Below are 22,232 nucleotides of genomic sequence, written 5' to 3' on the forward strand. Positions count from 1 at the left end.
AGTGGAATATTTATGAAGTTGAAAAAAGTTTTATCTTTAGCACTTTGTGGTGTAATGCTAAGCACAACTGCAGTAAGTATTATACCAACAATTTCAGCTGAGGAAAGTAGTCTAGAGAGCTATGCTACTTCAAATGATACATATGGCTCAAAAATTGAAAATGGTGGTTTTGAAAAACCTGTAATAACGGTAGGATGGGGTGCACAGAAACCTCAAAGTGAAGTTCCTTATTGGTCAACAACGGCTACAGATAATAAAATTGAGATGTTTAAGGAAAATACTGCTATGATAAAAGGTGTCAAGGTTACACCTCCTGAAGGTAGTCAAGCAGCTGAACTAAATGCTGAACAAACAGGTACTCTTTATCAGTATGTTAAAACCAGTGGTGGCAGTCAATATAAATGGAATCTTTATCATCGTGGTCGTACCGGCGATGATACAATGGCACTTGTTATCGGTCCAAAGCAAAAGTATAATCCTAAGAAAACTTCTGCTAATAGCAAAGACCAATTTATGAAAATTGTTGATTGGGCTAAGAATAACATTGCTGAACCAAGAAACAGTAATGCCGAAATAAAAACAAACGATATTCCAACTAAGCTTACTGTGTATTCAAAACCTTTTGATAATAACGGTGACTTTGAAAATTCAACAGACAATAATTTCAGCTTTGAACAAAGTTATATATATTCCGAACGATGGGATGTTTGGATTATGAAAAGTGATAACAAAGAATGGCATCACTATGGTGATGAAACTGATTTACCTGAAGGAGAAAGTCAGTATAACATATATAATGTACCGGAAGAATCAAATGAGTCTATTTTTGGCTTTGTAGCATATGCCACATCAAACGGTAACCTAACTTGTGGTAACTTCCTAGACGGTATTGAGTTTGAACTTTACCACCCTGCAAAGACTCAGTCAAATACCGGTGGTAGTGGTAGTGTAGAATATACTTTTGACGGAACTACAACAAAGACCGATTTTAGGGCAGAACAGTCTGTTGATACAATGGTAGATGATGAGTCCACAGTTAAGGTAACTGCTATTCCTGACTTTGCAAAGGACTCTAGTGGTACTTATAAGAAAGACAAAGACGGTAATTATATCCAAAATAATTTCCTTGGTGCATATGTTACTTATAACGGTGAAAGCCATTATATAGATAAAGATGATAGCCGTTGGACAAAGGTAACAAAGCATAATGATGAACTAAACCAAGATTATGATACCTATGAATACACAGTTAGTGGTGTTTCCGGTAGAGTAATTGTTGACCTATATTATTCTGAAATCTATACAGTAACTTTCCTTGAAAATGGTGGTAAAAAGTATGATGCTACCACAAGAGGTACAAGAGAAGGTGTAGAAGTATCAGAAGACAGTAATAATGTTGTAAGATTTAATAGTGTTACATCAGGTAAATATGTTTCAGAAACTTGTCAGTGGTGGAATCCTGAAGATACAAACGGTAGATTTTATGGTTGGGAACTTCTTGATTATAAGGACGCTAACGGTAATCCTGTAATCTTTGACAGAGATACAACTATTACATATACATATTCAGGTGGTAGTACAGATGGCCTATGCTTTACTATTAAAGATACTAAGGGTCATGAAGTAACTACTATGAAAGCAGTTGACGGTATAACATTCCTAGCAAGATGGCAACCTCATGTTAAGATTGTTCCTCAAATTGAAAATAGTGACGGTACATATACTGACTCAAATGTAGGTGGTACAGTTTCTATTGAAAAAACCGATGAAGTGTATGATTATTCTGAAAACACAGACGGTAGCTTTGAATATTATTCTTATATGAACAGAGACTTCAATGTTACTGCTACTGCTAAATCCGGTTATGTGTTCTTAGGTTGGTATGACGAAAATGATAAGTTGATTACACTTAGCGAAAATCATAAAACTCAAGTTACTAACATTGGTAAAACAGAATTTGCAAGATTTAAGTACAATAGCTATAATGTTCGTTTCCACATAAATGATGAAGATACAGTTTCTACTGCATCAGATACTTCAGCTGATGTAATAAGTGACCGTATCTATAGCCCATCATATGTTGAGGGTGACAGAAACCTAAACAGTGATAACACTATCAGTTATTTTTATGATATTCCAAAAACAACAAAGAATGGACAACAGACATATAAAGTGTTTAAGGGTTGGTACTTAAACAAAGATAATGATGATGACTCTAAGCCAATAGTATGGGATAAAACAAAGTTTGATATTGATACAGACGTTTATGCCCATTGGATTGACAGAGGTACAGTTGCAAAGGATAGTTCAGATACAAAGCAAACAGGTTCATCTTCATATATTGGTTTTGACTTGTTTGGTGTTCAGCTAAGAAGTGCCGAAAAAGACCCTAACTATCCGGATGGTACAGGCTCTACACCTGCTTATGCAACACAAGGCTTAAGATTTGTAACTTCATTAAGTGAAGATTTGTTAAATCAAATAAATTCACTGGATAGCAAAACAAAGCCAAGTTACGGTTATGTACTTGCTAAAACATCTACTGCAAATACATATGCTAAGGGTAGCAGTGATTACGAATTACAGTATAACGGTAAGAATGTAAACGGTGTTGATACTACAACTACTTATAAGTACATTAAGAATGTTGACTGTACAAGTAAAAAGACTAACTCAGCAAGTGCAATCACTTTAGATCATTTCAATGCAAGTAAGTATAGAATTTACTCACTTGTAGTAACATATGACAACTTAAGTCCTGAACTAATTGCTAATGCAATTAAGCAACCGGTTGTTGCTCGTTCATACATTCGTTATACTGATGCAAATGGTCTCCTTAGAACTTATTACAATGACTATAGTGGTACTTCAACATACAAAGGTTGTAGCACAAGCTATAGCAAAGTAAAAGACTTTATCCAAGATAACTACCAAAATATAGATAAATAAAAACCACTCAAATGAAAGAAAGCTAACCCTCCCCGGTTAGTTTTCTTTCTTTTGTAAAGGTTATTGAATAACAAATGTGGGTATGATAAAATATTAAAAGATGTATTAAGGAAGTGAGAAAATGAAGAAAATTGTTGTGGGAATTTTAGCTCATGTTGACTCAGGAAAAACAACACTTTCTGAGACTTTGTTATATCAATCCGGCAACATAAGCAAAATCGGTAGAGTTGACAACAGAGATTCTTTTTTGGATACATTTTCTCTTGAAAGAGCAAGAGGTATTACAATCTTTTCTAAACAAGCAGTACTGAATTATAAGGATACACAGTTCACCTTAATTGATACTCCCGGTCATGTGGATTTTTCTGCTGAAACGGAAAGAACTTTACAAGTTCTTGACTATGCAATTCTTGTAGTAAGTGGTACTGAGGGTGTGCAAAGTCATACCAAAACATTGTGGAAACTTCTTGCAAAATATAATGTGCCTTGCTTTATTTTTGTTAACAAAATGGACCTTGATGGTGCTAATAAAGGTATAGCAATGGCTAAGTTAAAGTCAAAGCTAAGTGATAATTGTGTTGACTTTGATACTGTAGATACTGATGAATTTTATGAAAATATTGCCCTATGTGATGAAGATTTATTGGTTAAATATGAAGAGGGTGTTTTACAGAAACCCGATATAGTAAAAGCAATTAAGGATAGAAAGATTTTCCCTTGTATGTTTGGAGCAGCACTTAAATTAAAGGGTACTGAAGAATTCCTTGATTGTATTTATAATTATTCTGAGATGAATAGTTATGGTGATGAATTTGCCGGTAAAGTGTATAAAATTGCTGAGGATAAAGGTCAAAGGCTAACTTATCTAAAGGTAACAGGTGGCACATTAAAGGTAAAAGAAATCTTGCAAAGTCCTAAGAATAAAGAGCAAGAAAAGGTACAGCAGATTAGGATTTATTCCGGTGAAAAGTTTACTGCTATTCAAGAGGCTACTGCCGGTACAATTTGTGCAATAACCGGTATTACCTTTACTTCTTCCGGTGACGGTTTAGGTGTTGAAAATAATTCAAGTCTGCCGGTATTAGAGCCGGTACTTACATACAAAATCAATTTGCCGAGTGAAGTTGATGCCCATACTGCATTGCAAAAAATGAAAATACTTGAAAATGAAGACCCTCAGCTAAAAGTAGAATGGAATAGTAGACTGGGAGAAATTCAAGTAAAGTTAATGGGTGATATTCAGCTTGAAGTGTTACAGTCTATTATTTCAGATAGATTTGGCTTTGATGTAACATTTGGTCAAGGAAATATTATCTATAAAGAAACAATAGAAAATACAGTTGAGGGTGTAGGTCACTTTGAACCATTACGCCATTATGCAGAAGTACATTTACTTTTAGAGCCAACTAAAAGGGACAGTGGCTTAACCTTTGCAACAGATTGTAAAGAAGATTTGCTTGATAAAAACTGGCAAAGGCTTATCCTTACCCATTTGTATGAGAAAACTCATATAGGTGTGCTTACAGGTTCACCTATAACAGATATGAAAATCACTTTAGTTTCCGGTAAAGCTCACCCAAAACATACTGAGGGTGGTGACTTTAGACAAGCCACATATAGAGCAGTTAGACAAGGTCTTAGGGAAGCAAAAAGTATTTTGCTAGAACCGGTTTATGAATTTACATTAGAAGTGCCAACAGAAAATGTAGGCAAGGCTATGGCTGATATTCAGTATATGAGTGGTTCATTTAACCCACCTGAACTTGACGGTGATTTTTCAATAATTACAGGTACTGCACCTGTATCTACAATGCACGATTATACTAAGGATGTTATCCAATATACCCATGGTAAAGGCAAGTTGGTGTGTAACTTAAAGGGTTATGAACCTTGCCACAACAGTGAAGAAGTTATTGAAAGTATCGGTTATGATTGTGACAGTGATGTTGACAACACTTGTGACTCAGTATTTTGTTCTAAGGGTGCCGGTTATAATGTTAAGTGGGATAAGGTTAAGTCCCAAATGCACCTAACAAGTGTATTATCTCAGCCTAAAGTGACAGAAACTATTGCTGAAAAGAAAAGGTCATTTACTAACTATAAAGGTAAAGAAGATTTGTTTGCACTTGATAATGAGTTAATGCAAATTTTTGAGCAAACTTACGGACCTATTAAAAAGAAGAAAACAAATGTAGAGAAAAGACATTTTGACTTTACAAAGAAAGACCCTAAGTATAAACCATCAAAAGCTCCTAACTATGACGGTAAAGAATACTTGTTAGTTGATGGATATAATGTAATCTTTGCATGGAATGATTTAAAGGAACTTGCAAAAACCACCATTGATGGTGCAAGAGAAAAATTGCTGAATATTCTCTGTAACTATCAAGGGTACAAAAAATGTGAAGTAATAGTAGTTTTTGATGCCTACAAGGTTAAGGGTGGTGTAGGTGAAGTTGATAAGCTGAATAATATTAACATTGTCTATACCAAAGAGGCAGAAACTGCCGACTCCTATATTGAAAAAGTAACTAAAAAATTAGCCAAGAATAATAGGGTAAAAGTTGTTACTTCTGATGGATTAGAGCAACTTATTATTATGGGTAACGGTTGCCTTAGAGTGTCATCACAAGAATTTTATCAAGAAGTAAAAGAGGCTGAAAACAATATAAGAGAAATAATTTCAAAAACTTTTTAATACTGAAAAAAGCTAACCGTTATGGTTAGCTTTTTTTACTTAATTTTCTATAAAACCGACTAGCCTAATTCTAAACAGAATTCCCTATAAAATCACTTGTAAACACCTTGATGTATCAGCTACCCGTAATATAGCCATTGCATTAAAAAATAAGAAAACCTTGTCCCAAGCAGTAAAGAAGTTTCTACAGTATTTATAGAGAATATGCCAAAATAAATAAAAATTAAGAAATATATGTTGATTTATTTTGCATATTGTAGTAAAATATATTACAAAGTAAATTATTGTTTGGTGGGGTGGTAGAATGAAAAAAGCATTATTGATTACCGGTGGTATTATTTTAGGTATATTTTTAGTTCTATTAATTAGAGCAATAATAACATATTAAAATTTTAAGGGGTTATGTGAGATGGCAGAAAAGAAAAAGAAAATTTCATTCAAAAAGATTATTTCATATGTTGCCGGAGGTATTGTAATTCTAGCATTGCTATTTTTATCTTTTCAGTTAGGTAGTTGTGGTAAAGAAAAAGAACCTACAATTTCAGCATCATATATAAGTGGCAAACTTGAACAGTCAAGTGAGTTAACATCTGCTAAGTTGAAATATACAGGCTTAATAGATTATGATGATAACGGTGTAACATTTATCAATAAGGGAGCTTTTACTATGGTATATAACGCAACAGTAAGAGCAGGTATTGATATGAAAGAAGTAAAAACTAATGTTAATGAAAGCAAAAAGGAAATTACTATTACAATTCCTAAAGCTAAAATCCTTGAAGTAAAGATTGACCCTAATTCAATTAGATATTATGACGAGTCATTCTCTTTGTTTAAGTCTGACGAAAAAGAAAGTGCAAACAAAGCACAGACTTTTGCCGAAAAGGATGCTAAAAAAGAAAGTACAAAATCTGGTATCCTAGAAATGGCTGACCAACAGTCCGAAACACTTATTAAAGGTATTCTTCAAGGTTGTGTAAACGGTTATAAACTAAAATGTGTTAAGGCTGAAAGTTAGTAATTAATAAGAAACATAAATGCTCTGATTTTGTCAGAGCATTTTTTATAATAAGTATGATGAAATGTAATATAAAATTTTAAATTTACAAAAGAACTGTCCCATTTTTGGGACAGTGAATGTGGTATTATGTTATTGTAGAAAAGAAAAAACTAACTTGTAAAGGAGAATTTTTATGACAAACAAAATAGGTTTTTATTGTGATGATAAAGAAATTAATGAAAATACAGAAACTATAGCAGTAGAAAAGCCTGAAGTTAAAGCTAGAAAATCCCTTGTTAGTATTCGTTTTGAGAAGAATAACAGAGTTCTTTCTTATTACAATGATAAATTCGATTTACATAAAGGTGACATTGTTTTTGTTGATGGTAAGTTAGAGGGTGAAAGAGGCTTTGTTGAAGAAGTGAATTATAACTTCAAGATAAAGCTATCTGACTATAAAAAGGTTGTTGTCTTAGCAGATACTACAGTAAAAGGTAGGTTTTTCTTTGCCGGTGACTATTTTATTTCTTTCGATAAATCGGTTATCCCATATGAAAAGGTTATAACTTGGCTTAAGCCACCTGTTGTTGATGAAGAAGAAATTGTTGTTTCAAATGAAGATGAAGAAGGCTTTTTGCTGGAAAAGGATATTTCAGAACTGAAAGTACCTTATAATGTTAAGGAAAAAGGCATTGATTATTACCTTGACGGTAGAGTAATTTATCTTTCAGTTGACGGTGATACAGGCAAGGCTATTGTTGATGGTACAAATATTTACGAAATTGAATTTACATATAAAAACGGTGAAGTAAGTAACTTTATTTGTGATTGCTACTGTAACTATGCTTGTAAGCATATTGTTGCAGTAATTATGCAGTTGAAAAATATTTTAAAAAATATTGAAGAAAATTATAAGGAAGAATATAGGGACTATTTCTCAGCAGTAACTTCCTATGAACTTTTTAAGGTCACAAGAAGTTACAACAAAAAAGGTAGTATTACTTTTAATTAATAGCTTTATTAATTTTATAATAAGTGATACACTAAAATCATTAACTAATAAGTAGGTGACAAAATGTTAAAAGATGGTTTATATGAACAGGTTATAAATGAGTCTTTACAAAAGGATATTGATGAGTCAGTTGATAAATTTTCTGAAATTAAAGAAATTGACAAGGCTGAATCTTCAAAGATTTTGTCACAATATATTACTGAAATTATTGAAAAAGGACTTAACTATATTAGTGATGATAATTTATCTGATAGAGTTTCTTTAATTAACAAGATAGTTTCTGTTATAAAGGAAGAAACAGAAGATGAAGATTTTGATAGTTTTTCAGTTAATAGTAAGGCAGAACAACTTCTATCGGTTTTTGATAAAAAGAATAGTGTAAAATCAGTTAATAATAAAGTTAAGACAATAAGACCGGAAACTTCTATTGCACAAAGTTCACTTTTTACCGGTGCAGTTCATGAACCACAAATGTACACAGAACTAAAAAAAGAAATTGTTTCTTCTGATAGAATTGATATGTTGGTGTCATTTGTTAAGTGGAGTGGTCTAAGATTAATTATTAACGAACTAAAGGAATTTACCCAAAATGGTGGGGAATTACGCATAATAACAACTTCATATATGGGTGCAACTGATGTTAAGGCTATTGAAGAACTTAGGAAACTTCCTAATACAAAAATCAAGGTTAGTTACGATACTAAGGTAACAAGACTTCATGCTAAGGCATATGTTTTTTATCGTGATACAGGCTTTACTACTGCCTATGTTGGTTCATCAAACCTTTCAAATGCAGCAATTTCAAGTGGCCTTGAATGGAATGTTAAGGTTACTAAGAAGGACTTGCCTGAGACTATATTAAAAATTGAAGCTACCTTTGAAAGTTATTGGAATTCTAAAGAATTTGAATATTATGTAGAAAGCCAAAAGGAACGATTATCAAGAGCATTAAAGGCAGAAAAACACTTTGATAATAATATAGAGTCTCAGAGTTATACCCTTGATATTTTGCCATATTCATATCAGCAAGAAATTCTGGATAAACTTCAAGCCGAAAGAGAAGTTAAAGGCTATTATCGTAACCTTGTTGTTGCTGCAACAGGTACAGGTAAGACAGTTATTTCTGCCTTTGATTATAGAAATTTTAGAAGAAATAATAAGGGAAAACCTTGTAGATTGTTATTTGTTGCACATAGAGAAGAAATTTTAAAGCAAAGCCTTTATACTTTTAGGGCAGTGCTTAAAGATGCAAATTTTGGTGAATTATTTGTTGGCAAAAATAAACCGGATAGTATTGATAATTTATTTGTTTCGATACAAACCTTTAATTCACAAAAATTCAATGAAGTTACAACAAATGACTTTTATGATTATATAATTGTGGATGAATTCCATCATGCAGCTGCTAAAACATATCAGAAGTTACTTGACTATTATAAACCGACTGTACTGTTGGGATTAACTGCTACACCTGAACGAATGGACGGTAAAAGTATTTTATCCTACTTTGACAACAGAATTGCAGCAGAAATTAGATTGCCGGAGGCTATTGACAGGAAATTACTTTGTCCATTCCAATATTTTGGTGTAACAGATAATGTTGATTTGGATAGTCTAAAATGGTCAGTAGGTGGATATGACAAGAAAGAACTTTCAAAAATTTATACATTTAGTGGTATGGTTGCTAACCGTAGAGCTGATTTAGTTGTAAATTCTCTTATTAAATATGTAACTGATATTAATGATGTAAAAGGTCTTGGGTTCTGTGTTTCTATTGAACATGCAGAATTTATGAGTGACTACTTCAATAAATGTGGTATTCCGGCAATTTTCTTAACCGGTAAATCATCAGATGAAGAGAGAAACTCAGCAAAAGATAAACTTGTAAATGGTGATGTTAAATTTATTTTTGTAGTTGATATTTACAATGAAGGTGTGGATATTACTGAAGTAAATACAGTTTTGTTTTTACGACCTACAGAGTCCCTTACAGTTTTCTTGCAACAGTTAGGTAGAGGACTTCGTTTATCAGAAGATAAGGAATGTCTCACTGTTCTTGATTTTATCGGTCAGGCCAATAAAAAGTATAATTTTGAAGATAAATTTTCTGCTTTATTATCAAACACAACAAGAGGAATAACCAGAGAAATTAAGGATGGCTTTGTTTCAGTTCCTAAGGGTTGCTATATTCAACTTGAGAGAAAAGCAGAAAAGTATATTCTAGACAATATACGCAGTTCATATGGAAATACTGCAGGTCTTGTTGCAAGAATTGCAAGTTTTGAAGAAGATACAGGCAAGACACTAACTTTGTCAAATTTCCTACAACACTACAGATTAGACCCTAGAGCAGTTTATAAATATTCCACATTTTCCGGATTGTGTGTTAAAGCCGGAAAACTAGATAATTTTTCTGAACCGATAGAAGAAGTAATGTCAAAAGCATTTGTAAGGTTTACTTCTATTGACTCTAGAAGATGGATAAAATTCTTAATTGATTTTCTAAACAATATAGATAATATAGATTTTGAAAAATTATCTTCAGTTGATAAACGAATGTTACAAATGTTTTATATTACAGTTTGGAGTAAGGCAATTGAAGATTTTAGTGATGAAGAAGTATTACGTAATTTGTATTCATTATCTGATAGCCCTATAATGAAACAGGAACTTATTGAGTTATTAGAATACAAATTCAACAGTATTGATTTTGTGGATGAAACTATTGATTTGGGTTTTGACAGTCCTTTGGATGTGTACTGTACATATTCTCAAAGACAGTTATTAGCAGGTCTTGATTATCTAAACTTTAGTGCAATGAGACAAGGTGTTATTTGGCTAAAAGATAAAGGTATAGATGTATTTTTAGTAACATTAAATAAGTCAGATAAGGACTATTCTCCTACAACAATGTATAACGATTATTCCATAAATGAGGAATTGTTCCATTGGCAAAGCCAAAGTACAACTTCGGAAACATCACAGACAGGTCAAAGGTATATTCATCATAAAGAAAAAGGCAGTAAGGTCTTGCTATTTGTGAGAGAGTTTAAGAATGATTCTTTTGGTAATGTGTCGCCTTATACATTTCTTGGTGAGGCAACTTATGTCAGCCATACCGGTTCAAAACCGATGAATATTACATGGAGATTAGAAAAACCAATACCTGCAAGGTTCTTAAAGAAAACTAATAAATTGGTGGTATAAATATAATGAATATAGTAGAAGTAGTTGCAGCTCTAATTTGGAACGGTGAAAAATTTATGATTTGTCAGCGACCTGCTAACAAAAAGAGAGGATTGTTGTGGGAATTTGTTGGTGGCAAAGTTGAAAAAGGTGAATCAAAGGAACAAGCCTTAATAAGAGAGTGCAAAGAAGAATTGGATATTGAGATTGAAGTTGACAGCGAATTTATCAGCGTAAAACATACTTATCCTGATATTACTATTAACCTAACTGTCTTTAACTCTAGAATAGTAAGTGGTAAACCTACTCTTCTTGAACATAACGACTTAAAATGGATAACTAAAAATGAAATTCCAAATTATAACTTCTGTCCGGCAGATAAAGTTATTTTGGAGAAAATAAAGGAATACTTTTGATTAATTTTTATGTGTTAAATGGTGGTGCTTATGAAGTCAACTACTAGCGAAGATTATATTTCTACAGTTGAGTGGTTGAAGACTGTAGTGCAAGATTGTGAGTTGATTTTGTGTGAAGTTTCTGCATTAGAATACCTTGAACTATTTAACGGATATATGAATGAATCAAAAATTCAGGTATATGCAAAGGAAAAAGGTCAGTTTAGCAATATTGAATATAATGTTGTTGATTCGTTTGATGAGATAGATTATTTTGTTTCAGAGGGTGTTTTGTGTACTACACTTAATCAAACAATAAACGATATGTTAGCAAATTATGACAATATAGATGAATTGGCTTTTCTGGAATCCTTAAGTAACTATTATTTTTCAAATAATAATTCTTTTGATAATCTAGTGATAAATCCGAAAAATATAGGCTTGTTTAATCAATTAAAGGAAAAAGCTATAACATACTATACTCAGGACTAAGGTGCGTTCTGTTAGTGTTTGGAAAATAAAAATATATTATAAAAACAAAAAGACAGGTAACATAACTAAATGTTACCTGTCTTACTTTTCGTTAAGAGTCCTAATTCGCAACGGTTGGGTTCCGTCTCACTGATTTTTTAAAATGGTTCAAGTTCCATCAATTTTGCTTATTTATTTTATATGGTAAAACATCCCATCTTTAAACACTCCCACTTCGCTGGGTAAGGACATACACCCCTTGATAGGCCAATCCTATCTTCATTTTCATTATATTATAATAATTAATAAGTGTCAATATGTTAAGTTGTTAGTAACCGTCAAATAAGCCAGCGTCTTGAAGCGGATTTGAAAACATGCGAAAATATCCAAGTAAATAAGTTGTAGACGAACATCTACAATAGACTACAACAAAAAACGATTGGAGAGTTTCGTATGAACAAAGGTATCAGAACATTAAGAAAAGAACAGAACCTGGCTCTTTGGGCAAACCAAGTAGAGAAATGCAACAACAGTGGGTTAAGTGTTGCGCAGTGGTGCAGAAATAACAATATTCCTGTAAGTACATTTTGGAGCAGACAGAAAAAGGTATACGAAGCCTACACTCAAAAAAACAGACCTCAATTCATAGAAGTGTCAGTAGAACCAGAAGTAAACGCTAACTCACCTATGATTTCTATCAAAAGAAATGATTTCACAGTAGAAATCAATAATGGTGCTGACGAAGCTACAATAACAGCTGTGTTGAGGGCAATGAAAAATGCTTAATGATTTTAATTGTAATTGCCCGATATACCTTGCAAGTGGATATACTGATCTACGCAGAGGAATAGACGGACTTGCAACAATAATAGAAAAGCAGTTTAAGCTTGAGTCTTGTACAAATGCTTTGTTTCTCTTCTGTGGACGAAGAACGGATAGAATTAAAGGTTTGTATTGGGAAGGTGACGGATTTCTGCTTCTGTATAAAAGGCTTGAAAAAGGTAAGTTTCAATGGCCTCGAAAATCTGAAGAATGTGTCACAATAACACCTCAGCAATATCGTTGGTTAATGGAGGGACTTAATATAATCCAGCCTAAGTCAACACAAAAAATAAGTGGAATAAAGTTCTCATAAAATGGCTTAAATACTGTACTTTTGCCTTGTTTTGTGGTATAATATAGGTATGATAATCAAGGATAAAACAGTGAAACAATTACTATTTCACTGGATGAATATAATGAACTAAAATCATTAAAAGAGCACTGTTCAGAACTTGAAACACAGGTGAAGTGGCTGATGGAGCAGCTTAAGATAAATAATAAAAAGACCTATGGCTCAAAAAGTGAACAATCGGAATATATTTACGAACAGCTTAGTCTTCTTCATAACGAAGCAGAGCTCTACTCAGATGTAGAAGCAAAGGAAGAGGTTAAGGTGGCTTCTCATACCCGAAAAAAGAAAGAAGCTACTCTTGACAAATTACCAGAAAACATCAAGACAGTTGTTGTAGAGCATACTCTTCCCGAAGAAGAAAAGGTATGTCCTAACTGTAATGAACAGCTTGAGGTTATTGGTAAGGAAGTAAAGAAAACATTAAAAATCAAACCTGCTGAGGTGATTATTCAGGAGGATGTATATTACACCTACGCCTGCAAGAATTGTGAGAAAACGGTATTGAGACCCCAATAGTAAAACACCACAGGAAAAGCCAGTAATCAAAGGCAGCTTTGCTTCACCAGAAGCAGTGGCTCACATTATGACACAGAAGTTTGTGATATACTCACCACTCTATAGACAAGAACAAGACCTGAAAAGGCAAGGTGTTGAATTAACAAGACAGACAATGTCTAACTGGATACTTAAAGCGAGTCAGCTGTGGTTAGAACCAATATATGAGAAGTTAAGAGAGCTTCTCATAAAAGAGGAAGTAATCCATGCAGATGAAACAACACTGCAGGTACTGAAAACCAAAGAGAAGCCTACTCCAAAGAAAGCATATATGTGGCTGTACAGAACGAGTGGATGCTCTGAAAAGAATATCGTACTGTATGATTACAAACCAAACAGAAAGATTGAAAATGCGGAGAACTTTCTTGAAGGTTTTAATGGCTACATACACGCAGATGGTTATCAGGGATATCACAAACTTGGAGATAACTTCACAGTTGTTGGTTGCTGGGCGCATTGCAGAAGAAAATTTGCTGAAGCATTAGAAATGATAAGCAAGGACGAACGAGCAAACTCAACAGCTGGAATTGCTTTAGATTACTGCAATCAGCTATATGCAATAGAAAAGAAATAGCTGATAAAAGCTATGAAGAAATACTAAAGGTGCGACAAGAAAATCAAAGCCAATTCTTGACGCATTTTTGTGCTGGGCTGAAAAGCAAAGCATAGCATTTAAAAGCAAACTTGGTGGTGCGTTTACCTATCTTAAGAATAACGAGAAATATCTCAGAAGATATTTAGAGGACGGCAGATTAGAAATTGACAATAACCGAGCCGAAAGAAGCATTAAGCCTTTTGTGATGGGCAGAAAGAATTTCCTGTTTGCCAATACTGAGTCAGGAGCTACTGGCAGTGCTGTTATGTACAGCATAATCGAAACAGCCAAAGAGAACAATCTGAATCCGTTTAGATATCTGACCTATATCTTCAAAAAGTTCCCTAATATTAAGGAAAATGAAACGGCTGATATTCTACTGCCTTGGAATGCACCAGAGGAGTGCAAAGTTAAAATTTGATACATATGTGGAAATCCCTGCGAGAACAAACTCGCAGGGATTTTTTAGGATGATTTGACGGTTACAGTTGTTATGCTAAACAATATAATAGATAAGTTAAAATCCTAACGTTAGTAAATTATAAGCGTTATTATAATTTTTTATAGTGTTGGACGGCAACCCGAGGATTTTTGCATAAATTTGGTTGAAATAGACAAAAGAAAAAACACCCAAAAACCGCATACCTAAGCCGTTTTCAAGGTGTTTTGTTTGGCAGGGGCAGAATACTATTAATCTACCGAAAGTACCTACCACGCTTGTTGCGCACAAATACGAAAGGAAAGAGGCATCTACGCTCTCCCTAAAAACAGTCCACAGGACTGTTTTCTTAACGGTCGCCTTCGACTCCTTCTGCTTTTTCGTAAAACAAAAAGCACATCAAAAGATGTGCTTTCATTTTGGCAGGGGCAGAAGGACTTGAAGCGGAATAGGGATATAATCAAATGTTATTTAATCACCTGTGATGTTATATAGTTTTATATCCTGTTTTCTGTTTGGAAATCAGATACCCCTGCATAATAGTATAGATCATAATGAAAAATCATTTTGGTATAATTTTGGTAGAAAAATGGTAGAAGAATTGCCCGCTGAATTATTCTGAAACCGGAGTTTGAATTATGAGAGATAAATATCATATTTACCTCACAGCAGAGGAACGCAGAGTCGTTATCAACAGCCTGATTGAATTGAGAAACGATCTCATCTCACGAGGTAAATACACCGACATCGTAGATGAACTGATAATCAAGTTCACTAAAGCTAAAGTCAAGAAAATCAAGATTAAGGAGGTCTAATAATGGAGATTACATATACACGTCAAGGAGATTATTTGCTGCCTAATTTATCGTTACCCGAACAGGACAACCGACCAATCGGCTTGTGGGGACAACAACACCTTCGCTATATAAAACGAAGCCGCCCGATTTTTTACACCAATCTGCTCACTAAATGCAAGCTGAATGAATACCTTGCCGACATTGATGAACAGGCTCAGAAGATGTACGACGAGCTTGTAAAGGCTTTTGCAAAGGAAGAAGGCTGCACTGAGCAGCTAAAAGCTACCGATCAAATGCTATGGGTAAGCAGGATGAATAATGTTGTCCAGCGAGCGAGAGAAGTTGTGAATGCTGAAATAATCTATAACTAACACGAAGGCTGATGTGATTCGAAAAAGGTCACATCAGCTTTTTTCTTTGTTCCTAAAAGAGAAAAGTGTTAAAGGTTGCAAAAATCTCTTCCGGAAGGTTTTGTTTGAAGTTAATAGCTTTATTTGTCTTTCAGAGAAATCGAAATATCAAATCCAAGTGCATCAAATATCCGGATTAATGTGTCGATATTGTATTTGTAAATTAAAGTATCGATATCTGTAAATCCATTGATTTCATTTTTAGGAGTAAAAAGATATCCTTCGATTTCCGTATTGTTTTTTATATTTCGTGCGAACAATTCGTGTTGACGTCCGAAAACAGGAATAGATTCAAACAAATCATATATTCTCGGATTGTGCTGACGAAGTGATGTGCAATAAGGCATTCTGTCAAAAGGAATGCACCCAAAGCTTAGATAAAGATTTGATAGTAAACTGCATCTTTCAAAATCAATCTGCCTTTTAATAATACGATTATTCATTTTGTGAAGCAAATAGCGTAATACATTAGATCCTGGCTTGGATTCAATTATTAATTCTCGACATTGATCAAGTAGTTCATAGATTTTAATCGTTTTTGCTCGGGAGATAATTTTACTTTTTATGACATCATAATATGTTTGATCGCTACAAACAAGTTCTGTTAATGACATTCTAACATTCGTTAGGAAGCTCATCATTTCTTTGTATTCAATCGAGCTTGTACTAATCTTAATCTTTGGGCCAAATATTTCAGAAAGATTATCCCATTCACAAGGTCGTATAGATACCTCATAACTATCGATAATTAATACTGACATATTTTTATCAAGAATACGAATAAGATCATTGTGAATAGAAAATCTGACGGCATAGTTTTCTAAAATCTCGTGTTTTGTAAAAGCTATTACTCGATCAAATTTGCTGGCATTGGATGTTGCTGCAGTAAAAGTGACCTCATAATATATCCTTTGATTGACAAAAAACGGTTTTATTTTCTGCACATAGTATCGGTCATTATATGTTACGGGAAATCTATTAGTGCTCGGTAACTCAATCCGCTCAGCTATTCTTTTATAATAGTCAGATAATTCCGTATCGGTATTTAACGGGAAATCCTGGATGTTTTGTAATACTTCAAAATTGAAAGTGTTCTTTAAATATATTTTGATTTTAAGAAGATGTTCATAATATTTTAACATCAAACGTTCAGAACCGTCTTTGTCTAACGTGTAATGAGACACTGATTTCTGGAGCAACTCGTGAAATTTGTATAAGAATCTTAAGTTCCCGTGTCGTTGCATATCTTTTAGAGCTTCAACGTTGACCTCGTAATCGTTAGGATTTACATCGTGACCATTTGAATATATCTTTATAGCAATGTACTCTACAAGATTTCGGACTTGACTAAGAATGTTTTGGCTTAGTATTCCCCTGTCGTCAGCAGAAAACCGAGTAATATTTTCACAGATTACTTTGTTTGTATCCAGAATTGATTTATCGACACGTAACATTTATTTTCCTCCTAACAAAAGACATCTGTTTAATAATTTTCTTGTTGTCTCGAAATGTTTCAAGATTATATTCAGCGGATAGTTTAGGGTATATTTTTAACTCTTGGGGAAGTGTTTGATCCTGAGTTTAATACTTTCAAAGAATCACAACAATGATAAATTTTAATTATAGTCTTTTCATATAATCATAGGCGATTGCTTCAATTTCGCTCGATTCAAGGGTGTCAATTATAGCAACAGCTCCATAGTGATTTAAGTATGAGTCACAACACTTTCGGAATAGTGTTGTACAGGAATTGCCCCGTTCATCTTGTAATCGTTTGAGTGCCATTAGCAAACCTTTAACAATATCTCGGTTCATACTGAATGATTGATCAAATAAATCTTTCTGGATTTGCTGAGCCGAAAACAGTGTTTCGGTTAGATACCAAGGATTTGTATCATCTTTTTCTTCATCATAAGTCAGATAACCGGACCACCACAATCTTGATATTGCATTATAGTACAGTAAAGATGCTCTTCCTTCCGTTGCGAAAAATCGTCTGTCTAAACGAACTGTTCCGTCGTCTTTTTTCCATCGATCAAGGACGTATTGCTTAAAGGTAATGTGGCACAATGCAGACCATAGCAAAGGATCGGATGCCTGTAACGGACTGAGCTTGTCTTTGTACTCACTATAAAGAATCTTGATATTAATCAAATCATTTCTGTTTTTTGTTTCCGAATCTTCTCCTCCTGTAACAAGTTGAATATTAGGAACAGTAACAGAAGAGGTTTTATAGAATTCATCCAATCCCTTTGAAGAAAAGTATTCGGTCAACCAAGGTTCATCGGAATAATACTTGTCTTTATTGTTGTTTAAATCTGTTTTCAAATACTTATATGCGTCTTTTGTAAAATATATAAGATTCATAGTGCTTCATCCTCTTGCTGAATAGTTGACCAATCAATCATTTTCTGCATAAGTGTATTAATTGAATCTCCTACGACATCACCTAATAGTTTATTGGCGATTTCAAAATCCGATTGATTGCAGGTAGCCAACTCATCTATACCCATTTTGTTTAAGGCGTTGTATATAGATTCAGCCCAAATGGTCCCACGATAATGGCAATCAGGATCCTCCTCAAGTTCCTCTTCACGACGTAACCTTGCGATAGCTTCGGTGATTGCGGGAAAAACAAGTGCTCCTTGCAGGAAACGAGCCAAAACATTCTTTAAGTGTTTTTTAGTGCTTAGTTTTGCGTAGTTTTTATATTCAGAATCAGGTAGTGAAATTGTAATGTAGTCAGTAAGCGAAGGATCGGTTTCTTCAACTGATGCAAAATAAACTTTCGGTTCAGTAATAGCTGAATTGGAATTGATAAAAACTACTCCCGCCATATTCTTTTCGAGTATTGTATTCAGCTTTATTGTTAAGCCCGGCTCGTTTGCAATGATATCACCTTTTCTCAGTTTAAAGCCCGGATATCCGCCAAAGTAATCCTGATTAAATTCCGGCAAGCAGTAATTATTTATATTCTGTGCAGCTACTATTGCAGCGCTTATATCAATTGAGTCGGTAACATTCTTTTTTGGTAATGAAATAACAGTAATATCTTCGTTGCTCATCTCAAAAACTTTTCTGAATGATGTTCTGAAACAAACTACTCTGATAAATACTTTTGCCAGACCTTGTGAAATTAAAGATTGTATTCCCGATCCAGTTAATGAATATGAAAGTTCAATGTCTATTGAATTTCCCGTGTCACTGTGTGAACCAACAGAAAGATTGAACGCGCAATTATCAAAATCGTTTGTATATTCATTAAGAACTGGATGAGGATATTCAATTGCTCTGTTTTTCATCTGAAACCTCCATTGAGAAAACAGGAACAACTGCCATTATTTCGTTGTTGCTGAATTCTACATACAAAGTATTGATACCTTTTTTCAGAGAAATCGGACCGATCTTTTCGCTGTTAACTTCAATACGAGGGGATCCTTCGAGTTTTAGATTTCTCACAACAAGTGAATCCTGTTTATCATCATCACGTCCTGCAAAATACTGAATGAATACTTTTTCATAATCATTGGGTGAATTAATAAAGCATCGATATTTGTTTCCTGCAAGATAAAAAGTTCGATGTTCTACTATCTTTGGAGAAACAATTTTTACTTTACCTTTACCCGTTGAAACACCCGGTGATTGTCCATCAGGATTAACTACTGGGATTCTGTTTTTTGATCTCTTTTTGCGCTTTTTCTTTCCTGTTTTTACGCCTGATTTTTGTGTTTCGGAACCCGATGCACTTTCGGCAGATTCATACTGACTATTGTAGAATACTCGCCCGTCGTATGACTTGATTTCTTTTATCTTTACGTCTGTCTTTAATCCATCAGATCCTTCTGTTGCGCCGCTTGAATCGGTAGCGTCAGGCAAATAGTTTCCTATGCCTGCATCCATTTTATCGGTAATGTCTGCACGATCATAATCATCTAATACCGATTGTATTTCTTTCCCGATTTTTCGTATATATCTGCCTGCACGGTTTTTTAAGGTGATGTTATCGGTAATGTTTTTGGCTCTCCATTCAGTGTGCTGAGGTGGTTCGGCACTACGCAATGTTTTGCTCAATCTCATTTCACCTACATCATTAACAATAATAACGTAACCGTCAAATCATCCTAAAAAATCCCTGCGAGTTTGTTCTCGCAGGGATTTCCACATATGTATCAAATTTTAACTTTGCACTCCTCTGGTGCATTCCAAGGCAGTAGAATATCAGCCGTTTCATTTTCCTTAATATTAGGGAACTTTTTGAAGATATAGGTCAGATATCTAAACGGATTCAGATTGTTCTCTTTGGCTGTTTCGATTATGCTGTACATAACAGCACTGCCAGTAGCTCCTGACTCAGTATTGGCAAACAGGAAATTCTTTCTGCCCATCACAAAGGCTTAATGCTTCTTTCGGCTCGGTTATTGTCAATTTCTAATCTGCCGTCCTCTAAATATCTTCTGAGATATTTCTCGTTATTCTTAAGATAGGTAAACGCACCACCAAGTTTGCTTTTAAATGCTATGCTTTGCTTTTCAGCCCAGCACAAAAGCGTCAAGAATTGGCTTTGATTTTCTTGTCGCACCTTTAGTATTTCTTCATAGCTTTTATCAGCTATTTCTTTTCTATTGCATATAGCTGATTGCAGTAATCTAAAGCAATTCCAGCTGTTGAGTTTGCTCGTTCGTCCTTGCTTATCATTTCTAATGCTTCAGCAAATTTTCTTCTGCAATGCGCCCAGCAACCAACAACTGTGAAGTTATCTCCAAGTTTGTGATATCCCTGATAACCATCTGCGTGTATGTAGCCATTAAAACCTTCAAGAAAGTTCTCCGCATTTTCAATCTTTCTGTTTGGTTTGTAATCATACAGTACGATATTCTTTTCAGAGCATCCACTCGTTCTGTACAGCCACATATATGCTTTCTTTGGAGTAGGCTTCTCTTTGGTTTTCAGTACCTGCAGTGTTGTTTCATCTGCATGGATTACTTCCTCTTTTATGAGAAGCTCTCTTAACTTCTCATATATTGGTTCTAACCACAGCTGACTCGCTTTAAGTATCCAGTTAGACATTGTCTGTCTTGTTAATTCAACACCTTGCCTTTTCAGGTCTTGTTCTTGTCTATAGAGTGGTGAGTATATCACAAACTTCTGTGTCATAATGTGAGCCACTGCTTCTGGTGAAGCAAAGCTGCCTTTGATTACTGGCTTTTCCTGTGGTGTTTTACTATTGGGGTCTCAATACCGTTTTTCTCACAATTCTTGCAGGCGTAGGTGTAATATACATCCTCCTGAATAATCACCTCAGCAGGTTTGATTTTTAATGTTTTCTTTACTTCCTTACCAATAACCTCAAGCTGTTCATTACAGTTAGGACATACCTTTTCTTCTTCGGGAAGAGTATGCTCTACAACAACTGTCTTGATGTTTTCTGGTAATTTGTCAAGAGTAGCTTCTTTCTTTTTCGGGTATGAGAAGCCACCTTAACCTCTTCCTTTGCTTCTACATCTGAGTAGAGCTCTGCTTCGTTATGAAGAAGACTAAGCTGTTCGTAAATATATTCCGATTGTTCACTTTTTGAGCCATAGGTCTTTTTATTATTTATCTTAAGCTGCTCCATCAGCCACTTCACCTGTGTTTCAAGTTCTGAACAGTGCTCTTTTAATGATTTTAGTTCATTATATTCATCCAGTGAAATAGTAATTGTTTCACTGTTTTTATCCTTGATTATCATACCTATATTATACCACAAAACAAGGCAAAAGTACAGTATTTAAGCCATTTTATGAGAACTTTATTCCACTTATTTTTTGTGTTGACTTAGGCTGGATTATATTAAGTCCCTCCATTAACCAACGATATTGCTGAGGTGTTATTGTGACACATTCTTCAGATTTTCGAGGCCATTGAAACTTACCTTTTTCAAGCCTTTTATACAGAAGCAGAAATCCGTCACCTTCCCAATACAAACCTTTAATTCTATCCGTTCTTCGTCCACAGAAGAGAAACAAAGCATTTGTACAAGACTCAAGCTTAAACTGCTTTTCTATTATTGTTGCAAGTCCGTCTATTCCTCTGCGTAGATCAGTATATCCACTTGCAAGGTATATCGGGCAATTACAATTAAAATCATTAAGCATTTTTCATTGCCCTCAACACAGCTGTTATTGTAGCTTCGTCAGCACCATTATTGATTTCTACTGTGAAATCATTTCTTTGATAGAAATCATAGGTGAGTTAGCGTTTACTTCTGGTTCTACTGACACTTCTATGAATTGAGGTCTGTTTTTTTGAGTGTAGGCTTCGTATACCTTTTTCTGTCTGCTCCAAAATGTACTTACAGGAATATTGTTATTTCTGCACCACTGCGCAACACTTAACCCACTGTTGTTGCATTTCTCTACTTGGTTTGCCCAAAGAGCCAGGTTCTGTTCTTTTCTTAATGTTCTGATACCTTTGTTCATACGAAACTCTCCAATCGTTTTTTGTTGTAGTCTATTGTAGATGTTCGTCTACAACTTATTTACTTGGATATTTTCGCATGTTTTCAAATCCGC

Annotated in this window: 21 protein-coding genes and 3 pseudogenes; 14 read left to right on the plus strand and 10 right to left on the minus strand. The window is 34.3% G+C overall.

The genetic code is table 11. The annotated features are described in order from the left end of the window. Positions 1 to 12: 12 nt before the first annotated feature. The 14 genes and pseudogenes from E5Z56_RS05195 to E5Z56_RS05255 all read left to right on the plus strand — a co-directional run bounded on the left by E5Z56_RS05195 (position 13) and on the right by E5Z56_RS05255 (position 15,642). On the plus strand, positions 13 to 2,949 hold the full coding sequence (locus E5Z56_RS05195) for a hypothetical protein (protein WP_138156873.1): 2,937 nt from the start codon (positions 13 to 15) through the stop codon (positions 2,947 to 2,949). 121 nt (positions 2,950 to 3,070) lie between these two features. Beyond that, the gene (locus E5Z56_RS05200) at positions 3,071 to 5,647 is read left to right on the plus strand and encodes a translation factor GTPase family protein (protein WP_138156875.1); all 2,577 of its coding nucleotides are present in this window, start codon (positions 3,071 to 3,073) and stop codon (positions 5,645 to 5,647) included. A 409-nt stretch (positions 5,648 to 6,056) separates the two neighbouring features. Then, positions 6,057 to 6,665, plus strand: coding sequence for a DUF4230 domain-containing protein (locus E5Z56_RS05205; RefSeq protein WP_138156877.1), 609 nt, complete (start codon positions 6,057 to 6,059; stop codon positions 6,663 to 6,665). A gap of 175 nt (positions 6,666 to 6,840) precedes the next feature. After that, complete coding sequence (locus tag E5Z56_RS05210; protein ID WP_138156879.1) at positions 6,841 to 7,659, plus strand: SWIM zinc finger family protein; 819 nt, start codon at positions 6,841 to 6,843, stop codon at positions 7,657 to 7,659. Positions 7,660 to 7,722: 63 nt separating this feature from the next. Beyond that, positions 7,723 to 10,866, plus strand: coding sequence for a DUF3427 domain-containing protein (locus E5Z56_RS05215; RefSeq protein ID WP_138156881.1), 3,144 nt, complete (start codon positions 7,723 to 7,725; stop codon positions 10,864 to 10,866). A 5-nt stretch (positions 10,867 to 10,871) separates the two neighbouring features. Continuing rightward, positions 10,872 to 11,261: a (deoxy)nucleoside triphosphate pyrophosphohydrolase gene (locus tag E5Z56_RS05220; RefSeq protein WP_332870335.1), complete on the plus strand. Its 390-nt coding sequence runs from the start codon at positions 10,872 to 10,874 to the stop codon at positions 11,259 to 11,261. Between the two features lie 30 nt (positions 11,262 to 11,291). Next, on the plus strand, positions 11,292 to 11,732 hold the full coding sequence (locus E5Z56_RS05225; RefSeq protein WP_138156883.1) for a hypothetical protein: 441 nt from the start codon (positions 11,292 to 11,294) through the stop codon (positions 11,730 to 11,732). Between the two features lie 432 nt (positions 11,733 to 12,164). Next, positions 12,165 to 12,497 carry an IS66 family insertion sequence element accessory protein TnpA gene (gene tnpA / locus E5Z56_RS05230; protein WP_138156885.1) on the plus strand — a complete coding sequence of 111 codons (333 nt, stop codon included), beginning with the start codon at positions 12,165 to 12,167 and terminating at the stop codon, positions 12,495 to 12,497. Then, positions 12,490 to 12,846 carry an IS66 family insertion sequence element accessory protein TnpB gene (gene tnpB, locus E5Z56_RS05235; protein WP_138156313.1) on the plus strand — a complete coding sequence of 119 codons (357 nt, stop codon included), beginning with the start codon at positions 12,490 to 12,492 and terminating at the stop codon, positions 12,844 to 12,846. The genes tnpA (E5Z56_RS05230) and tnpB (E5Z56_RS05235) overlap by 8 nt, the downstream gene beginning before the upstream one ends. Before the next feature lie 162 nt (positions 12,847 to 13,008). Beyond that, positions 13,009 to 13,401: an IS66 family transposase zinc-finger binding domain-containing protein gene (locus tag E5Z56_RS05240; protein WP_138156887.1), complete on the plus strand. Its 393-nt coding sequence runs from the start codon at positions 13,009 to 13,011 to the stop codon at positions 13,399 to 13,401. Positions 13,402 to 13,420: 19 nt separating this feature from the next. After that, a pseudogene (gene tnpC, locus E5Z56_RS05245) lies at positions 13,421 to 14,014 on the plus strand (IS66 family transposase); the annotation flags it as partial. A 43-nt stretch (positions 14,015 to 14,057) separates the two neighbouring features. Beyond that, positions 14,058 to 14,456 (plus strand): annotated as a pseudogene (locus E5Z56_RS12305) (IS66 family transposase); the annotation flags it as partial. A 656-nt stretch (positions 14,457 to 15,112) separates the two neighbouring features. Then, positions 15,113 to 15,289 carry a hypothetical protein gene (locus E5Z56_RS11670; RefSeq protein WP_175405384.1) on the plus strand — a complete coding sequence of 59 codons (177 nt, stop codon included), beginning with the start codon at positions 15,113 to 15,115 and terminating at the stop codon, positions 15,287 to 15,289. 2 nt (positions 15,290 to 15,291) lie between these two features. Then, on the plus strand, positions 15,292 to 15,642 hold the full coding sequence (locus tag E5Z56_RS05255) for a TnpV protein (protein WP_138156890.1): 351 nt from the start codon (positions 15,292 to 15,294) through the stop codon (positions 15,640 to 15,642). Between the two features lie 119 nt (positions 15,643 to 15,761). Here E5Z56_RS05255 and E5Z56_RS05260 read toward each other — a convergent pair whose 3' ends face one another. The 10 genes and pseudogenes from E5Z56_RS05260 to tnpA (E5Z56_RS05310) form a co-directional block, all read right to left on the minus strand. Further along, on the minus strand, positions 15,762 to 17,135 hold the full coding sequence (locus tag E5Z56_RS05260; RefSeq protein ID WP_232842484.1) for a hypothetical protein: 1,374 nt from the start codon (positions 17,133 to 17,135) through the stop codon (positions 15,762 to 15,764). 166 nt (positions 17,136 to 17,301) lie between these two features. Continuing rightward, entirely contained in the window at positions 17,302 to 18,048 is a 747-nt protein-coding gene (locus E5Z56_RS05265; RefSeq protein ID WP_138156891.1) for a DUF6339 family protein, read from the minus strand. Beyond that, positions 18,045 to 18,983 (minus strand): hypothetical protein, encoded by a 939-nt coding sequence (locus E5Z56_RS05270; protein WP_138156892.1) that lies wholly within the window; start codon positions 18,981 to 18,983, stop codon positions 18,045 to 18,047. Before E5Z56_RS05270 ends, E5Z56_RS05265 begins: the two co-directional genes overlap by 4 nt. Then, the gene (locus tag E5Z56_RS05275; protein WP_138156893.1) at positions 18,964 to 19,752 is read right to left on the minus strand and encodes a hypothetical protein; all 789 of its coding nucleotides are present in this window, start codon (positions 19,750 to 19,752) and stop codon (positions 18,964 to 18,966) included. Before E5Z56_RS05275 ends, E5Z56_RS05270 begins: the two co-directional genes overlap by 20 nt. A gap of 98 nt (positions 19,753 to 19,850) precedes the next feature. After that, positions 19,851 to 20,066, minus strand: a complete 216-nt coding sequence (locus tag E5Z56_RS05280) for a transposase domain-containing protein (RefSeq protein ID WP_138156894.1) — start codon at positions 20,064 to 20,066, stop codon at positions 19,851 to 19,853. Continuing rightward, positions 20,066 to 20,835: pseudogene (tnpC, locus tag E5Z56_RS05290) on the minus strand (IS66 family transposase). The gene E5Z56_RS05280 and the pseudogene tnpC (E5Z56_RS05290) overlap by 1 nt, the downstream one beginning before the upstream one ends. Positions 20,836 to 20,876: 41 nt before the next feature. Further along, positions 20,877 to 21,101 carry an IS66 family transposase zinc-finger binding domain-containing protein gene (locus E5Z56_RS12170; protein WP_138157946.1) on the minus strand — a complete coding sequence of 75 codons (225 nt, stop codon included), beginning with the start codon at positions 21,099 to 21,101 and terminating at the stop codon, positions 20,877 to 20,879. Next, a complete protein-coding gene (locus tag E5Z56_RS05300) occupies positions 21,083 to 21,409 on the minus strand; it encodes an IS66 family transposase (protein WP_138156896.1) in 327 nt (108 codons plus the stop codon). The genes E5Z56_RS12170 and E5Z56_RS05300 overlap by 19 nt, the downstream gene beginning before the upstream one ends. A 49-nt stretch (positions 21,410 to 21,458) precedes the next feature. Further along, entirely contained in the window at positions 21,459 to 21,815 is a 357-nt protein-coding gene (gene tnpB, locus E5Z56_RS05305) for an IS66 family insertion sequence element accessory protein TnpB (RefSeq protein WP_138156313.1), read from the minus strand. Between the two features lie 57 nt (positions 21,816 to 21,872). Next, positions 21,873 to 22,139 carry an IS66 family insertion sequence element accessory protein TnpA gene (gene tnpA / locus E5Z56_RS05310; protein ID WP_138156897.1) on the minus strand — a complete coding sequence of 89 codons (267 nt, stop codon included), beginning with the start codon at positions 22,137 to 22,139 and terminating at the stop codon, positions 21,873 to 21,875. Between the last annotated feature and the right edge of the window lie 93 nt (positions 22,140 to 22,232).

Origin of the sequence: Ruminococcus bovis (assembly GCF_005601135.1) — a bacterium.
GTDB classification, from domain to species: Bacteria; Bacillota; Clostridia; order Oscillospirales; family Acutalibacteraceae; genus Ruminococcoides; species Ruminococcoides bovis.

What these genes read in the sequence shown, in the direction of transcription:
- E5Z56_RS05195 (WP_138156873.1), top strand. Translation starts at nt 13, where the DNA reads ATGAAGTTGAAAAAAGTTTTATCTTTAGCACTTTGTGGTGTAATGCTA.
- E5Z56_RS05200 (WP_138156875.1), top strand. Translation starts at nt 3,071, where the DNA reads ATGAAGAAAATTGTTGTGGGAATTTTAGCTCATGTTGACTCAGGAAAA.
- E5Z56_RS05205 (WP_138156877.1), top strand. Translation starts at nt 6,057, where the DNA reads ATGGCAGAAAAGAAAAAGAAAATTTCATTCAAAAAGATTATTTCATAT.
- E5Z56_RS05210 (WP_138156879.1), top strand. Translation starts at nt 6,841, where the DNA reads ATGACAAACAAAATAGGTTTTTATTGTGATGATAAAGAAATTAATGAA.
- E5Z56_RS05215 (WP_138156881.1), top strand. Translation starts at nt 7,723, where the DNA reads ATGTTAAAAGATGGTTTATATGAACAGGTTATAAATGAGTCTTTACAA.
- E5Z56_RS05220 (WP_332870335.1), top strand. Translation starts at nt 10,872, where the DNA reads ATGAATATAGTAGAAGTAGTTGCAGCTCTAATTTGGAACGGTGAAAAA.
- E5Z56_RS05225 (WP_138156883.1), top strand. Translation starts at nt 11,292, where the DNA reads ATGAAGTCAACTACTAGCGAAGATTATATTTCTACAGTTGAGTGGTTG.
- tnpA (WP_138156885.1), top strand. Translation starts at nt 12,165, where the DNA reads ATGAACAAAGGTATCAGAACATTAAGAAAAGAACAGAACCTGGCTCTT.
- tnpB (WP_138156313.1), top strand. Translation starts at nt 12,490, where the DNA reads ATGCTTAATGATTTTAATTGTAATTGCCCGATATACCTTGCAAGTGGA.
- E5Z56_RS05240 (WP_138156887.1), top strand. Translation starts at nt 13,009, where the DNA reads ATGGAGCAGCTTAAGATAAATAATAAAAAGACCTATGGCTCAAAAAGT.
- E5Z56_RS11670 (WP_175405384.1), top strand. Translation starts at nt 15,113, where the DNA reads ATGAGAGATAAATATCATATTTACCTCACAGCAGAGGAACGCAGAGTC.
- E5Z56_RS05255 (WP_138156890.1), top strand. Translation starts at nt 15,292, where the DNA reads ATGGAGATTACATATACACGTCAAGGAGATTATTTGCTGCCTAATTTA.
- E5Z56_RS05260 (WP_232842484.1), bottom strand. Translation starts at nt 17,135, where the DNA reads ATGTTACGTGTCGATAAATCAATTCTGGATACAAACAAAGTAATCTGT.
- E5Z56_RS05265 (WP_138156891.1), bottom strand. Translation starts at nt 18,048, where the DNA reads ATGAATCTTATATATTTTACAAAAGACGCATATAAGTATTTGAAAACA.
- E5Z56_RS05270 (WP_138156892.1), bottom strand. Translation starts at nt 18,983, where the DNA reads ATGAAAAACAGAGCAATTGAATATCCTCATCCAGTTCTTAATGAATAT.
- E5Z56_RS05280 (WP_138156894.1), bottom strand. Translation starts at nt 20,066, where the DNA reads ATGGGCAGAAAGAATTTCCTGTTTGCCAATACTGAGTCAGGAGCTACT.
- E5Z56_RS05300 (WP_138156896.1), bottom strand. Translation starts at nt 21,409, where the DNA reads ATGATAATCAAGGATAAAAACAGTGAAACAATTACTATTTCACTGGAT.
- tnpB (WP_138156313.1), bottom strand. Translation starts at nt 21,815, where the DNA reads ATGCTTAATGATTTTAATTGTAATTGCCCGATATACCTTGCAAGTGGA.
- tnpA (WP_138156897.1), bottom strand. Translation starts at nt 22,139, where the DNA reads ATGAACAAAGGTATCAGAACATTAAGAAAAGAACAGAACCTGGCTCTT.